Consider the following 14003-nt stretch of genomic DNA (forward strand, 5'->3'; position numbering starts at 1 on the left):
CTATGCTCTGAAGTTGTGACCTTTCCCGACTTCAGCACGCCCGGAGCGGGCCTGGACCACTCGGTCGGCCCCGCTCACGCGCGGGCTCTGGCCGGGAAGCGTTCCACGGTGCGGGTCGTGGCGATGGTGATGACCGGGACGCTCGCGTTCGCGGCCACGGGGGCGGTCGCCGCCGTGACGCGGTGGACGGGGAACATCGACACCGCCTCGAAGGAAGTGCTGACCAACCGCCCCGAGAAGGTCACCCCCACCGACCCGAGCGCGGGAGAACCGGTGAACCTGCTGCTCCTGGGCAGCGACTCGCGCGAGGGCGAGAACGCGGAGATCGGCGGTGCCGTCGCCGGCGAGCGGTCCGACACGACGATCGTCCTGCACATCTCGGGGGACAGGACACGGGCCGAGGCCATCTCGATCCCGCGCGACTCCACGGTCGACATCCCGTCCTGCGTGGCCACCAACGGGGCCACCACCGCGCCGCAGCGCACCAAGTTCAACGCCGCCTTCGCCGCCGGGGCGGGCGCCGGAGGCGACACGGCGTCGGGCGCACTGTGCGCGATGCAGACGGTCGAGACACTGACAGGCGTCTTCCTCGACGGCTTCATGGTGATCGACTTCCAGGGGTTCCAGCGCATGATCGACGCGGTCGGCGGCGTGGAGCTCTGCATCGAGGAGGAGGTCAACGCCCCCAAGGCGAACAACCTGCACCTGGAGCCGGGAGTGCAGACCCTGGGCGGGAAGCTCGCGCTCGACTACGCCCGCGCCCGCGTCGGCGTCGGCGACGGCAGCGACCTGAGCCGCATCGGCCGGCAGCAGGAACTGCTCGCCTCCCTCGTGCGTACGGTGCTCAGCGCCGATACGCTCACCAACCCGGGCAAGACCCTGAGCTTCGTGGACGCGGTGACCAGCTCGATGACCATGGACGACGAGACCGCGCAGCTCGACAACCTCACGGGACTTGCCTACAGCCTGCGCAACCTGCGCCCCGAGTCCGTCACGTTCCAGACCGTGCCGTACGCGGCGGACCCGTACGCCCCCGCCAGCAATGTGGTCTGGACCTCCGAAGCGACCCTCCTCTGGGAGAACCTCAAGCACGACCGCCCGCTCGACCACGACCCCGCCACCGCCTCCGCCTCGCCCGAGGCCACGGACCAGACCTCGTCCGCCCCCGGCGCGTCCGCCTCGCCGTCGGCGCCGGATGACGAGACGATCGACCCCACGGCGTCCCCCAGCACCGACGACGTCAAGGAAGCCGGCAGAGAAGCATTCACCGGCGCCGACACGACCGCCGTCTGCGGCTGACGGAGAGAGACATGCCAGATCCGACGACCGACGACGACGCCACCCGGGTGAACGAGGACGCCCGGGTCGCGCCGCCGATCCCGCCGAGCTTCACCCCGCAGCAGGCAGGGGACCGGCCGGGTGCCGACGGGGCGATCGCCGTCGGCGACGCGGCGCAGGGGGCCGCACGCCCGAGCGCGGAGGCGCCCTCCGGCAGCTCACCGCGCCCTCTCGCCGAGACGCCCGGAGCTGGCGTGCCCGTGGGCGAACGAACCAGCGAGCCACGAATCAAACGACAGTCCTCCCGGGAGGTCCCAGTGTCCGGTGGCAAGAACCCACCGCCAGTCCCGCCGCGTTCCGTACCGCCGCGCGGCGCCCAACCGCCCCAGGCCATCCCGCCCCGCCGCGCCACAGGACGCGCGTCGGGCCTGAACGCCGCACCGGTGCCGCAGCAGCGGCGCCCTGCCTCCGTGCACGCCACACAGCGCCCGCCCGCCCCGGTGCGGCCGCAGCCCCCGGGTGGTGGACACGCGCCGCCGGGGTACAACCAGGCCCGGCCGGCGCCGCGCCCGGGCCGCCCGCGCCGCAAGGGCCGCGGAAAGCTCGTCGCGATCGTCGTCGTGCTGGCGCTCGTCGCCTGGCCCGTCGGCCTGCTGATCTGGGCGAACGGCAAGATCCAGCACGTCGACGCGCTGTCCGGCGCGGCAGGCACACCCGGCACCACCTACCTGATCGCCGGCTCCGACGCGCGGGGGTCCGGAGGGATCAACGACTCCACCACCGGCGCCCGCACCGACACGATCCTGCTGCTGCACCAGCCCGCCTCCGGGCCGACGGCGCTCATATCCCTGCCCCGTGACACCTACGCGGAGATCCCCGGGGTCGGTATGCAGAAGCTCAACGCCGCGTACGCGTTCGGCGGGCCCGAACTGCTCGTGGAGACCGTCGAAGGACTCTCCGGGCTCACGATCGACCACTACGCAGAGGTCGGGTTCGGCGGCGTGAGCGACATCGTCGACGCCGTGGGCGGCGTCGAGCTGTGCTACGACCGCGAGGTCGACGACCCGAAGTCCAGGATGAAGTGGGAGCCCGGCTGCCACCAGGTGAACGGCGAGGAGGCACTCGCGTTCTCCCGCATGCGCTACCAGGACCCGGAGGGTGACATCGGCCGGGCCAAGCGGCAGCGCCAGGTGATCGCCAAGGTCGGGCAGGCGATCAAGGACCCCGCCCTGCTGGTCGACCCCGTCAAGCAGGTCTCCCTCGCCGACGCCGGCCTGGGATCCCTCGCGGTCGACCAGGACACCGGCGTGATCGACCTGGCCTTCCTGGCGGTGCGGTTCCAGAGCGCGAACGGCGAGGACGGCGTCACGGGCACGCCACCGATCGCGAGCCTCGGCTACAACCCGGGCAACGGCGTCGGCTCCACGGTGCTGCTCGGCCCCGAGGATGAGGTCGCCCAGTTCTGGACCGACCTGCGTGAAGGCAACCTGGAAACGGGCGAGGTCAACTCCCTCACGGGTGGGTGAGCCGCGAGCCATGAGGTTGCTTACGCCTGACACGGCTCAGGCGCAAGCAACCTCATGGCTCGTAAGCAACCTCATGCCGCCCGGCCGCCTGCGGCGTGGGCCAGCGCCACTGCCCGGGGCCGTCAGCGCTCGCCGAAGTGGGGGTCGATCTCCTCCGGGGCGCGGGCGAGCAGGTGCGCCACCTGCTCGACGACGACGTCGCGGACCAGGTCGGCCAGGTCGTCCTCGTCGCGCGAGCGCACCTCGATCGGGCGGCGGTACGTCACGACCCGCGCCGGCTGGCCGGCCTCGGCCGGGAAGGAACGCCCCAGCGGCACGCCGCCGTCCTCCCACGGCGCCGGGTCCGACGGCGGCACGTCCTCCACCGCGAACTGCGTGCCGTTCAGCGCCTTCCCCCAGCGCCGGTCGAGGGACTGCGCGACGTCGAGGACGAGGTCGTCGAACACCTCCGCCCGGGTGCGGTGCGCCGGGGAACCCGGCGGGAAGAGCGGCCCGCGAAGGCCACGGCCGCGCCGGTCCCGCCGCCTGGGCCGGGCCGGGTTCCGGCGCGGGCCTTCCCGGCCGTCCGACGTCGGGGCGAGGGAGAACTTGGAGGCCACACCACGACAATACGTCCCGACGGCCGCTGCCCCGGACAGACTCCACCACCCGGGCCGAGCTCGCGGTCTGCCGAGAACGACGTCGCCGCCTACGCACCTCGCTCCATCGACGGCGACGTCGTCCTCGACGTGGGTATCGGCAGGTGAGTGTGGTGAGCTCGGGCCGATGAGGTGAACTGGATGAGCGCGCCGGGCCGTTGCCATACGCTGATGCCGTGCGTGACGACATCGCCCTGGCGCGCCATCGAGTCGCCCTCGCTCTCATCACGGCACTCGTTGCCGCGTCAGCCGCCTGCTGGGCGGTGCTGACTCCCGCCTTCCGGGCCCCTGACGAGGTGCAGCACCTCAACAGCACGCTGCGCCTGGCCTACGGCGGTGGCTGGCCCGCGCCCGGCGAGGCGCTCATCAGCCCTGGCGTCGACGCAGCCCGGGACGAGGCCGCCATCGACACCGACGTCCCCGGCCGGTACCTCGATCGCCCCGAGAAGGGCCAGTACGTGGAGGTGCCACCGATACCCGACGGCGATCGGACCGTCATCGGCCCCGGCAACGCCCTGGCCGCCGGTGTACCGCCCGGCACGGACACCAGCACCTGGGACGTCGAGAAGATCGACCAGATGACCCAGCACCCGCCGCTGTACTACGCGGTGGCGGCCGGGTGGCTGCACCTGACCGGAGCCGTCGAGGCGCGGTGGGACCACCAGGTCCTGGCACTACGCCTGCTCGACGTGCTGCTGCTGTCGCCCCTGCCCCTGCTCGCGGCCGGCGCCGCGCGGCTGGTCACGGGGTCGCGGACGGCGGCCCTGGTGGCGGCGTCGTTCCCGCTGCTCCTGCCGCAGCTCGGACACATCATGGGGAGCGTCACGAACGACGCACTCGTGGTGCTCACCGGCGCGTGCGCGGCGTACCTCTGCGCCCGGGTGGTGACAGGGGACCTGCGGTGGACCACGGCGGTGCTGCTCGGGGGCGTGGTCGGGATCGGGCTGCTGACGAAGGTGATGGCCGCGTTCACCGTGCCCGTGGTGGTCGTGGCCTATCTCCTGGCCGGTTCCCACGTCCTCGGGAAACGGCGGCTCGCGCTCGCGGGGCTCGCGCTGTCGGTGGCGTTCGCCGTGGGCGGGTGGTGGTGGCTGCGGAACCTCATGGAGTTCGGGGCCGTGCAGCCCGTCGGGATCCCCGAGCGGTTCGAGCCCGTGGAGGACCGGGGGCTCTGGTACTTCGTCAGCACCACGGTGCAGCACCTGACCTGGTCGTTCTTCGGAAGCTTCGGACTGCTCGACGTGCGGGTGTCCGACGGCGTGTACTGGACCGGCGCCGTCACCGTCGCGGTGCTGTGTCTCGTGGCCCTCGCGCGGGTACCGCGCCGGAGGGCCCTCCTGATCCTCCTGCTGCAGCCCGCCCTCCTGTGGTGCGCCGTCATCGCGAACGCCTGGTCCGGGTTCGCCGAGACGGGCTGGGTGGTCGCGGTCCAGGGCCGGTACATGTTCGGCGCGATCGTCGGCCTGACGGTGGGAGCGGCCTCCGGCGTCTGGGCACTCACCGCACTCCGCCGGAGCGATGCCCCGGCGGACCGGCGCGCTGCCGCGGCGGACGGAGGCCGCCGGGAGGATCGGGTGCCGCTGGACGGCGCCGTCCCCGTAGGGGGCGCGGTCGCTGCGACCGACGGCGGCCGGGTGCGGTCGGACGACGCCGTCCCCGTGGGCGACGGCGAGCGGGTGCCCCTGGAGGACGCGGTGCCGCCGGATGCCGGCCGCCGGGGCGGCGCATGGGTGGTGCCGGGGATTCTCGTGGGCGGGATCGTCGTGTCCGCGGCCGGGATGGCGTTCGCGTTCCGCGGGTTCTACCGGGGACCGGGGAAGGATCTCGGCACCGCGCTCGAGCGGTGGGCCGGGTGGAGCCCGTTCGGCGGGGCTCAGCTCGCGGCGTGGTTCGTCGTCGCGCTGCTGGTCGCCGTGGCCGCCGTCGTCGTCGGTGTGCGATACGCGCGGAGCGTCAGCGCGGTGGCCCCGACCGCGGACGTCACCGCGAGGACGCCGACCGCCGCCGCGGGCGCCACCGGCTCGGAGTAGAGCCCGGCCCCGGCCGGTGTGGAGAGTTCCACGACGAGCCACACCGCCAGGTCGGCCAGGGAGACCCCCACCCACGCGGGCACGAGGATCCGGGGCCGCACCGCCAGCCCGGCCGCCACCCCCAGGAAGAGCGGCAGGGCCACCGGCAGGAAATACCGCGGATAGACTCCGCCGCTGCTCGCCGCGTACAGGATCTGCATGGTCGCCGCGACCCCCGCGGCGACCCAGGGCAGTGCCGCGAGGAGCCGGAGATCGGTGGGGTCCCCGGTCGACGTGGGAGCAGAAGCCCGAACGGGATCCCCGGTCGGCGTCCCCGAGGCGGCGGGCGGCCTCGCGGCGGCGGCCGTCCCGCGTGTGTCGGCGCCGGAGCGGACGGAGACCATCGTGTCCGGCGTGGGCGTGCCCTCGCGGTGCTCGCGGATGCGCCGCAGCGCGGCGAGGAACAACGGGATCCAGACCAGCAGCACGGCCGTGACGATCAGCGTGGTCATCGGGTGGAGCGTGCGCGGCGGCACCCTTCCCGCCCACCAGAACAGGTCCGGCAGCCGTGCCCAGGTGACCGGGTCGATCAGCACGGCCCACACCGGCCGTTCGGTCCGGTTCTGGTTCTCCAGCGCCCAGTCGAAGTGGGAGCCCTGGATGTTGCCGGTGAGCGCCACGTTCCGGGCGTAGAACCAGCCGGCGGCGGCCAGGGCCGTCGCCGGGCCGCCCACCGCGAGCCACACCGCCGGAGCCCAGCGGCCCCGGCCCTGCGCGGCCCGCACCGCCGCGGCGAGCACGGCGACGGCGGCCACGACGACGGCGATGACCGCCGTGGACAACCGGGTCAGGGCACAGCCCGCCGCGAGGACGCAGAGGGCGGCCACGAGCCGTGCGTCCAGCCCGCGCCGGATCGCGGTCGCGCTCACGCCGTACATCGTGGTGACCAGGACGGCCGCCAGGAGGTCGTTGTACCCGGAGCCGCCCACGTGCGCGACGGCGGCCGCGAGCCCGGCCACGAGGGCGACGAGCGGGGGCAGCGGGCTTCCCGGCCGGCACAGGCGCCGCGCGCTCCACCAGGCGGCGACGACGAACAGCCCGGCCAGGAGCGTGTTCACGCCGCGCGCAGCGTAGACCGCGGCGACCGGATGACCGGCGTCGGCCAAGGGGCCCACCAGGGGCGCGACGAGCAGGTAGTAGAGAGGCGGGTGCTGCGCGGTCCACTGCACGGGGGCGAGCCAGGCACCCCCGGGCCTCAGCTCCAGCCCCTCCTCGAAGACGGGGAGCTCGCCGTGCCACACCTGGTACGCGTAGTCCATGTGCGGCGGTTCGTCGCCCGTGGCGTAGGGCGGGTCCGTGAGCAGCACGGTCAGGGACAGCAGGACCGCGGTGAGGACCGCCGCGGCGACGCCCAGGTGCTCGTGCCGTCGGGGGTCGGACACGGCCCGGGCAAGGGTGCGGATCACGCCGTCAGCATAGGAGATCGCGCGGACACCCGGCCTCGCGCCGCCGCCGCGCCGCCGCCACGTCGCCACTACGTCGGCGCAGCGCAGCCGCTACGTCGGCGTGCCGGCAGGCGCGTGGTCCCGCGCCGCGGGTTCGACCACGGGGCGGCGGATCACCTGCCACGTCACGCCCGCCGCCGCGGCCACGCCGACCGCCATGATCGCGACGAGCACTCCCGGGGGCCACGGGTACCAGTACTCCACCGCTGAGACGGCGCTGCCCAGCGCTGCCCAGCCGGACTCGTGCTCGGGCATCCAGTACAGGACCCAGGTGTCGTACTGGAAGGCCGCGTGCAGCCCGAGGGCGAGCACCAGCACGCCCACGGGGACCCAGCGGCGCCAGGCGGGCCGCAGCACGGCGGCTCCGGCGAGCGCGACGAGGACCACCCCGGCGAAGCCGGTGTACAGGTAGCGGCCCTGCTGAGCGGCGGTGAGGTCCCGGAACGCGGCGAACTGCTCCCAGGAGCCCCGCGCCACGATCGCCCCGAGCATCGGGATGGCGGCAAGGAGCACGAGGGCGGTCGCCCGCGGCACCGTGCGTCGCAGCAGGGCCGTCACGACACCGGCGGTGACCAGCGCGAGCGCGACGCGTGCGGCCCACCAGGAGACGTCGTGCGCCTCGGCGACGGCGTGGTCCTGCACGAAGAACGTCGTCACGAAGCGCTCCAGCAGGCGCTCGAGCCAGAGATCGCCGCCGTCGGACCAGCCGTAGACGGGAGTGAGGTCCGGGACCTCCGTCCGGTATCCGTGCGGCTGGATCGCCCCGTACAGCACGAGGTTGCGGACCCACCAGGCGACCCCGGGCAGCGTCGCGACGGCGGCCACCGCCAGCGAGCCGACCGCCGCCCGGCGCCGGCCGCGCGCCCGGTACGCCGCGACGCCGTAGGCCAGCGCTATCCACGCCGGGAACATCAGCGCGAACCCCTTCGTCAGCAGCGCCGCGGTCGCGACGACGCCGATCACTATCGCCGTGCGGCGGGACAGATCGCCGGTCATGACCCGGACCAGCAGGTAGGTGAGCGCGGTCCCGAGCAGCACCAGCAGGTTGTCGTTGTTGACCGCCGAGTACAGGTGTTCCATCTCCGGCACGGCGATCGGGGCGAGCGCGGCGGCGACGGGCAGCGGCTCGGGCAGCCTCAGCCGGCGGGCCGACGCCCACAGCAGCAGCGGTATCGGCGCCGCGAGCAGGGCGTTCAGCCAGCGCAGCCAGAGCCAGACCTGGTCCATCGGCGCCGTCGTCCAGTCAGGAACGGCGTGCAGCGCGGCGGCGCCGAGCAGGTAGTACAGCGGAGGATGCTGGACGAGCTGATCCGGGACGGGCGCCGTCGTGCCGTCCGTGCGTTCCGGCTCCCAGTACGCCAGGCCGCCGTCGTCGACGAACGACGGCCGTTCACCGCGGGGTGGTGCGGGCTCGTTCCCGTCGGCGTGGATACCCGCCACGCGGTCCGCGAGGAACTGCCGCCCTGCGTAGAGCCGGTCGCTGGAGAGGAAGTGACCGGCGTTGACGCCCTCCGCGACGAAGATGGTGCCCGGGTCGGGCCACGGCCAGGCCGGGCCCTGCTCCACCTGGACGATCAGGTCGACGTGCTTCAGCTCGTCGGGCGAGCGGACGTTGGGGAAGACGGCGGTCTGCTGAAGCATCACGGCGACGTGCAGCACCGTGATCAGCCAAACGACGACAGGGACGGCACGAACGGGTGCCGTCGCCCTCCTGCCGGCCTCTCGGAGCTGCTCGCGGTTCACGTCAGAAGATTATCGGTCCGCGTCACGGTGCCTGGGTGATCTTGGAAATGGGCTGGGCTCCGGTGAGATGCCGGGTCCGGCGTCGTGCGAGCAGCAGCCCGGCGCCCGCCAGCACGCCGTCGACCACCGTCAGCACGACCCGGCTGACCAGGACCGCGACGGGTGCCGCGACGCCCGCGAGGGACCCGGCCAGGACCCCGGCGAGCACGACCTCGCGCACGCCCACGCCGGCCGGCGCGAGCACGACGAGGAACCCGACCGTCCAGGCGAGCGCCCAGCCCCCGACGGCGAGCGCGAACGTCCGGCCCGACGGTGTCATGCCCAGCCCCGTGGCCAGTACCCACGTCTGCGTCCCGGCGACGAGCCAGCCGGCCACCGACCACGCGGTCGTCGTCGCCAGGCCGCCCCAGGTCAGGGGCCGGGCGAGAGGTTCCCGCCCGCCGAGCCGCAGGGCCAGGCCGATGAGGCGGTTGAGCACCGGCGGCAGGAGGACGACGGCGATCGCGGGCGTGACCCACACCACCCAGCTCCAGGCGCCGAGCGCGCCGGCCGAGACGAACGGGAGCGCGACGGCCCCGACGGCGGCGCCCGACACCACCGACACCAGCACGGCCACCCCCATCGAGGCGACCGACCGGTGCCGAGGAATGCTGTGGTCGGCCCCGATCTCCGCCGCGGCGACCACGTTCCACACCCCGCCGGGCAGGTACTTGCCGAGCTGGCTGAGCCCGAACACGCTCACGGCGTCGCGCAGGGACAAACGGGAGCCGAGGTCCGCGAGCACGGCCCGCCACGCGATCAGCGTGCACCACACGTACACGAACCCGAGGGCGACGACGGCGGTCAGCGTGCCGCCCGACAGCATGGCGGCCGCGTCGGCGAGCTCCGCCCGGGCGTCGACGACGTACCAGACGGCGAGCCCGACGGCGACGGCGAGGAATCCCCACCGCACGCCGGGCGATCTCATGGCACGGGCGGCCACGGCCAGGAGCTGCTTCACGACCGCCCGCCATCCGCTTGCCGGGTGCCGGCGCTGCCCGGCGTCTCGACCACGTCACCGCCGTGTGGTGAGGCGACGTCCGCGGGAACCTCGTGCTCGGTCACGGAGATCCCCCGACCGCCTTTCGCCCGCTGGGAGCGAGGGTGCGACAGGAACTCGGCGAGCGGGGCCACGACTGAGGCCGGGCGGATCGCGTCGCGGCCTCTTGCCGCCCGGTCCCGCGCGTCGGCGAGGCGGGACGGGTCCGTGAGGTCGGCGAGGGTCTTCGCGAGGGCGTGCGGGTCGGCGGGCGGGACGAGCTCGGCGACGTCGCCGACGGCGCGCCGCTGCGGGGGAGTGTCGGAGGTGACGACGACGCAGCCGGCCGCCAGCCCCTGGTAGACCTTGTTGGGCACGACGCGCAGGCCCTTCGGGGTGTCGCTGAAGATGCCGAGGCAGATGTCGTGGCCGGCGACGAGCGCGGGCAGCTCGGCCGGCTCGACCCAGTCGTGCCAGGTGACGCCGGGCGTGCCGGCGAGGATCTCGCGGGCGGCGTCCAGGTCCTGCCCCGACCCGATCATCGACACGCGGAGATCCGCCCCGGAGCCGACGGCGTCGCGTACCGCCTCGGCGATCACGCGGGCCCCCTGCAGCGGCGTGTACAGCCCGAAGAACACCACCCGCAGGCTCCGGCCTGCCGCGGCCCCGCCGACGTCGGTCCCGTCGGCACCGCCGACGCCCGGCTCGCCGGTGCCGGTCCCGTCACCGCCGGTCCTGGCGGCGACAGTCCTGGCGGTGCCGGTCTCTTCAGCACCAGCCTCGCCGAGCATGACATCGCCGTCGGTGGAAGGTCTCCCGCTGGCGGCCGTGTCGTTCGCGCCGGCCACCGCGGTCCCTGCGGGGCGGTAGTCGTCCCGTGCCACGTCGAACCAGGAGGTAGGGGCGCCCACCAGGACCGTGACGCCCTTCGACGGGTCCGGGAGCATGGCGCGGTGCTCGTCCGTGTCCGTGACGACCACGTCCGCGCACCCCGTCGCCACGCGGTCCAGCGCGTTCAGGAGCCGTACACGCAGGCCGACGGCGCCACGGTCGGTGGCGGTGTCTCCGGCGAAGATCAGGTGATCGAGGAGGACGACGGACCGGGGGAACAGTACCCGCGCCAGGACGACGTCGAAGTGCCCCATGTAGCCCACGAGCACGGCGTCGGGCCGCCCGTGCGCGCGCCGCAGCCGCATCGCGCCGGCCGTCAGGCCCGCCCAGCACGCCAGCAGCCGTAGCGCCAGCAGCGGCAGCCGCCAGGGCTGCCGCAGCATCCGGACGCGTTCGGCCGTGGAGAACCCGAGCGGACGGTTCAGCTCCGTGACCTCGGTTCCGTGGGCGCGCAGGCCCGCGACGAGGACGGCGACGCGGGGGTGGCGTTCGGCGTCGTAGGTGCCGAACGTCAGGATCACGACAGGCCCGCCGGCTCCTCGGCGCGGCCGTCGGCCGTGTCGCGGAGCACCTCGGACCGCCCGGCCTTGAGGGCGGGGCGCTTGCCCGGCCGGGTCCCGGTCGCCTCGCCCGGGCCGTCGGCCGACGGGGCCACGCGGCCGGTGTTCGTGCCGGGCCCGCCGTTCGTGGGCGGTTCGCCCGGCACGGCGGTTCGGACCGCCGCACTCTGCTCGACCGACGACGCCACGGCTCCCGCGCTCGAACCGGCTGACGACGCGGCCGTCGCACCCGGCCCGGCCACCTCCGGCGTCGTGCCCGCGACGCGTCCGTACTGGACCTCCTTGAGGCGCTCCAGCGTTTCCTCCATCAGCGTGCGGTTCGTCTTCAGCAGGTCGGCGATCACCAGCAGCGCGAACGACAGCAGGGCCCCCACCAGCATCGACGATCCCAGGATCAGCGACTGGATGTGCTGGCCCGCCTGGCCGAGCACCAGCAGCACCAGGTACCGGCCGAACGGGATCAGGCAGCCCAGGCCGAAGATGACACCGAGCGTCACGAACACCGTGTGCGGCTTGTACATGAGGTACGAGCGGATGATCGCCTGCCCGGACTTGCGGATGTGCTGCCCCATGCTGGAGAACAGGCGTGACTCGCGGGTCTTCGGGTTGGTGGTGACCGGGATGCTCGTGATCCGCAGGCGCTTGTTGCCCGCCTGGATGATCGTCTCCATGCAGTAGCTGAACTGCGTGACCACGTTCAGGCGCATCAGGGAGGCGCGCGAGTACGCACGGAACCCGCTGGCGGCGTCGGGCAGGCCCGTCTCGGCGGCGAAGTTGACCACCTCGCTGCCCACCTTCTGCAGCACCTTCTTCAGCGGCGAGAAGTGCTCGATGGTCGCGGTCTGCCGGTCGGCGATGGCGATGTCGGCCTCGCCGCTGACCACCGGCGCGACCAGGTCGCCGATACGCTCCTGCGGGTACTGGTTGTCGCCGTCGGTGTTCACGACGATGTCGGCGCCGTGGCGCAGCGCGTAGTCGACGCCGTCGCGGAAGGAGCGGGCAAGCCCCATCGTGCGGGCATGATGCACGAAATGCCGCACGCCGAGGCGGCGCGCCACCTCCACCGTGTCGTCGGTGGACCCGTCGTCGATGACGAGGATCTCGACCTCGTCGATCCCCGGGATCTCGCGGGGGATCGTGGCGAGCACGAGCGGGAGCGTCTCCGCCTCGTTGAGGCAGGGGATCTGCACGAACAGCTTCATGGGGAGGGACTTCCGCCTCGGGGCTGGGGCATTCCCATCGTACTGAGCGGGTGACGGAGCGGGAGCACCCGAGAGGTGAGGCACTGTGGAGGTGCTGTGTCCGGGGGCCGTGCGCGACGCGTCCCGCAGTTCGGCGCGACCGGCTCGGCGTGTTCGTGACATTGCTCCCGGTCAGCGGCGTACGCTCAGCGGGTGAGATCGGTGAGACAGTGCTCGAGGTCCGCATGCACCCATGCCGCGGTCGCGACACTCACGTATGTGTACGCGGACTCGACGGCGGTCCTGGGACCGCTCGCGCATCTCGCCGAGCCTCATAGCTACGACCTGTGCTCCGAGCATGCCGACGGCCTGACCGCGCCGCGCGGCTGGGAGGTGGTCCGGCTGGTCCCCGAGTTCCCGGAGGAACCCGCCCCGTCGCCCGACGACCTGTCGGCGCTGGCCGACGCCGTGCGCGAGGCGGGGCGGCCACGCAAGGCGACCGACGCGGACGCGACCGAGCTTCCGGCGCAGGAGCCGGGAGTGACCGAGACGGCCCGGCGGGGGCACCTGCGGGTGCTGCGCGCGGAGGAGTAGGGCTCAGGGCGCCGACGGCGCGGCGGTGGCCTCCCCTCGTCGCCGCCGTTCCGCGGTGCGGCAGGCATGGCGGACTCTCCCCGAGCGTCCATCCCCAGCGTTCATGAGGCGGGAAACGTCAACGCAGGCTCGCGAGGAATGCCTCCGCGCCGTCCACCTGCTCGAGGAGCGCGAGCCGCCCGAGCATCTCCGCGGGTTCCGCCTCGCCCAGCGTGGCGTAGCGCTCGGCTCCGGGCAACGGTGCGCCGAATCGGCCCGTCTGCACCGCGTCGAGGAGTGCCACCGCGACCGCCGCGCCGTCGTCCAGGTCGACGGCCGTCCGATCCCCTTCGGCAAGGAGCCGACGCTGGTTCGAGGGGATCTCGGTGAGCAGCTTGTCGTACCACGAGAGCATCTCCGTGCCGCCCGCGGCGCCGTCGAGAGCTCGCGCGACGTACCGGCACAGGTGCACCACGTCGTCGACGGCGTAGTCGTGCCATCGCTCCTCGACTAGTAGACCGTCGCGGCTAAAGGGTTGGGTAGAGGTGGCGGAGGCGGGTGCGGGCGTTGCTGGTGGTGAAGTGCCAGTCGACCTGGCGTTGGTCGGTGTTCGCGTCGGCCTGCCAGGCGGCGAGCTCGGTGTTCAGGACGTCGAGGTTGTCGATGCGGCGGTCCAGGCACTGGCGGGTCAGGCGGGACAGCTCGATCTCGGCGATGTTGAGCCAGGAGCCGTGCTTGGGGGTGTGGTGGATCTCCAGGCGCTGGGCCAGCGCGAACGCCTCGTCGGCGGGGAACGCCTGGTAGAGCGACCCGATCGAGTGGGTGTTGAGGTTGTCCATGACCAGGACGACCTTCTCGGCGTGCGGGAAATCGACGGTGAGCAGTTCCTTGACCTGGTGGGCCCAGTCGATGCGGGTGCGGGTGGGCAGGGCCTGGACACGTCGCCATCCGGCCAGCGGCTGGGTGAACACGAAGATCGAGCAGGTCCCGCACCGCTTGTACTCGGAGTCCTCGCGTGCCGTGTGCCTCCCCTCGTAACGTAGAGACGTCCGCCAATTTGGGAGGTGGGCGGTATGTCCAA

General features: G+C 73.2%; 11 protein-coding genes. 4 read left to right on the forward strand and 7 right to left on the reverse strand.

Annotated elements, in window-relative coordinates; all coding sequences use genetic code 11:
- Window positions 1–15 precede the first annotated feature (15 nt).
- A complete protein-coding gene (locus tag ACYVK5_RS21630; protein WP_460708039.1) occupies window positions 16–1299 on the forward strand; it encodes an LCP family protein in 1284 nt (427 codons plus the stop codon).
- 11 nt (window positions 1300–1310) lie between these two features.
- Window positions 1311–2804 carry an LCP family protein gene (locus ACYVK5_RS21635; RefSeq protein ID WP_460708040.1) on the forward strand — a complete coding sequence of 498 codons (1494 nt, stop codon included), beginning with the start codon at window positions 1311–1313 and terminating at the stop codon, window positions 2802–2804.
- Between the two features lie 122 nt (window positions 2805–2926).
- Here ACYVK5_RS21635 and ACYVK5_RS21640 read toward each other — a convergent pair whose 3' ends face one another.
- Window positions 2927–3403 (reverse strand): metallopeptidase family protein, encoded by a 477-nt coding sequence (locus ACYVK5_RS21640; RefSeq protein WP_460708041.1) that lies wholly within the window; start codon window positions 3401–3403, stop codon window positions 2927–2929.
- 215 nt (window positions 3404–3618) lie between these two features.
- On the opposite strand from ACYVK5_RS21640, the gene ACYVK5_RS21645 reads away from it, so the two are divergent.
- Window positions 3619–5472 carry a DUF2142 domain-containing protein gene (locus tag ACYVK5_RS21645; protein ID WP_460708042.1) on the forward strand — a complete coding sequence of 618 codons (1854 nt, stop codon included), beginning with the start codon at window positions 3619–3621 and terminating at the stop codon, window positions 5470–5472.
- Between the two features lie 1535 nt (window positions 5473–7007).
- On the opposite strand, the gene ACYVK5_RS21650 is transcribed toward ACYVK5_RS21645, so the two are convergent.
- Genes ACYVK5_RS21650 through ACYVK5_RS21665 form a run of 4 tightly spaced genes read right to left on the reverse strand, consistent with a single transcriptional unit; the run spans window position 7008 to window position 12370 of the window.
- Window positions 7008–8699 carry a hypothetical protein gene (locus ACYVK5_RS21650; protein ID WP_460708043.1) on the reverse strand — a complete coding sequence of 564 codons (1692 nt, stop codon included), beginning with the start codon at window positions 8697–8699 and terminating at the stop codon, window positions 7008–7010.
- A 22-nt stretch (window positions 8700–8721) separates the two neighbouring features.
- Window positions 8722–9699, reverse strand: coding sequence for a lysylphosphatidylglycerol synthase domain-containing protein (locus ACYVK5_RS21655; RefSeq protein ID WP_460708044.1), 978 nt, complete (start codon window positions 9697–9699; stop codon window positions 8722–8724).
- Complete coding sequence (locus ACYVK5_RS21660) at window positions 9696–11129, reverse strand: glycosyltransferase (RefSeq protein ID WP_460708045.1); 1434 nt, start codon at window positions 11127–11129, stop codon at window positions 9696–9698. Before ACYVK5_RS21660 ends, ACYVK5_RS21655 begins: the two co-directional genes overlap by 4 nt.
- Entirely contained in the window at window positions 11126–12370 is a 1245-nt protein-coding gene (locus ACYVK5_RS21665; protein WP_460708046.1) for a glycosyltransferase family 2 protein, read from the reverse strand. The genes ACYVK5_RS21660 and ACYVK5_RS21665 overlap by 4 nt, the downstream gene beginning before the upstream one ends.
- A gap of 192 nt (window positions 12371–12562) precedes the next feature.
- Between ACYVK5_RS21665 and ACYVK5_RS21670 the strand changes: the two genes are divergently transcribed.
- A complete protein-coding gene (locus tag ACYVK5_RS21670; protein WP_460708047.1) occupies window positions 12563–12943 on the forward strand; it encodes a DUF3499 domain-containing protein in 381 nt (126 codons plus the stop codon).
- Between the two features lie 118 nt (window positions 12944–13061).
- Here ACYVK5_RS21670 and ACYVK5_RS21675 read toward each other — a convergent pair whose 3' ends face one another.
- Both ACYVK5_RS21675 and ACYVK5_RS21680 read right to left on the reverse strand, forming a co-directional pair.
- Window positions 13062–13397, reverse strand: a complete 336-nt coding sequence (locus ACYVK5_RS21675; RefSeq protein ID WP_460708048.1) for a hypothetical protein — start codon at window positions 13395–13397, stop codon at window positions 13062–13064.
- A gap of 52 nt (window positions 13398–13449) precedes the next feature.
- A partial coding sequence (locus tag ACYVK5_RS21680) for a transposase (RefSeq protein WP_460708049.1) occupies window positions 13450–14003 on the reverse strand: 554 nt, incomplete at its 5' end.

This window comes from Myceligenerans halotolerans (genome assembly GCF_054782975.1).

Excerpts from the sequence above, each read along its gene's own strand:
- ACYVK5_RS21665 (WP_460708046.1), bottom strand. The coding sequence starts at position 12,370 with ATGAAGCTGTTCGTGCAGATCCCCTGCCTCAACGAGGCGGAGACGCTC.
- ACYVK5_RS21635 (WP_460708040.1), top strand. The coding sequence starts at position 1,311 with ATGCCAGATCCGACGACCGACGACGACGCCACCCGGGTGAACGAGGAC.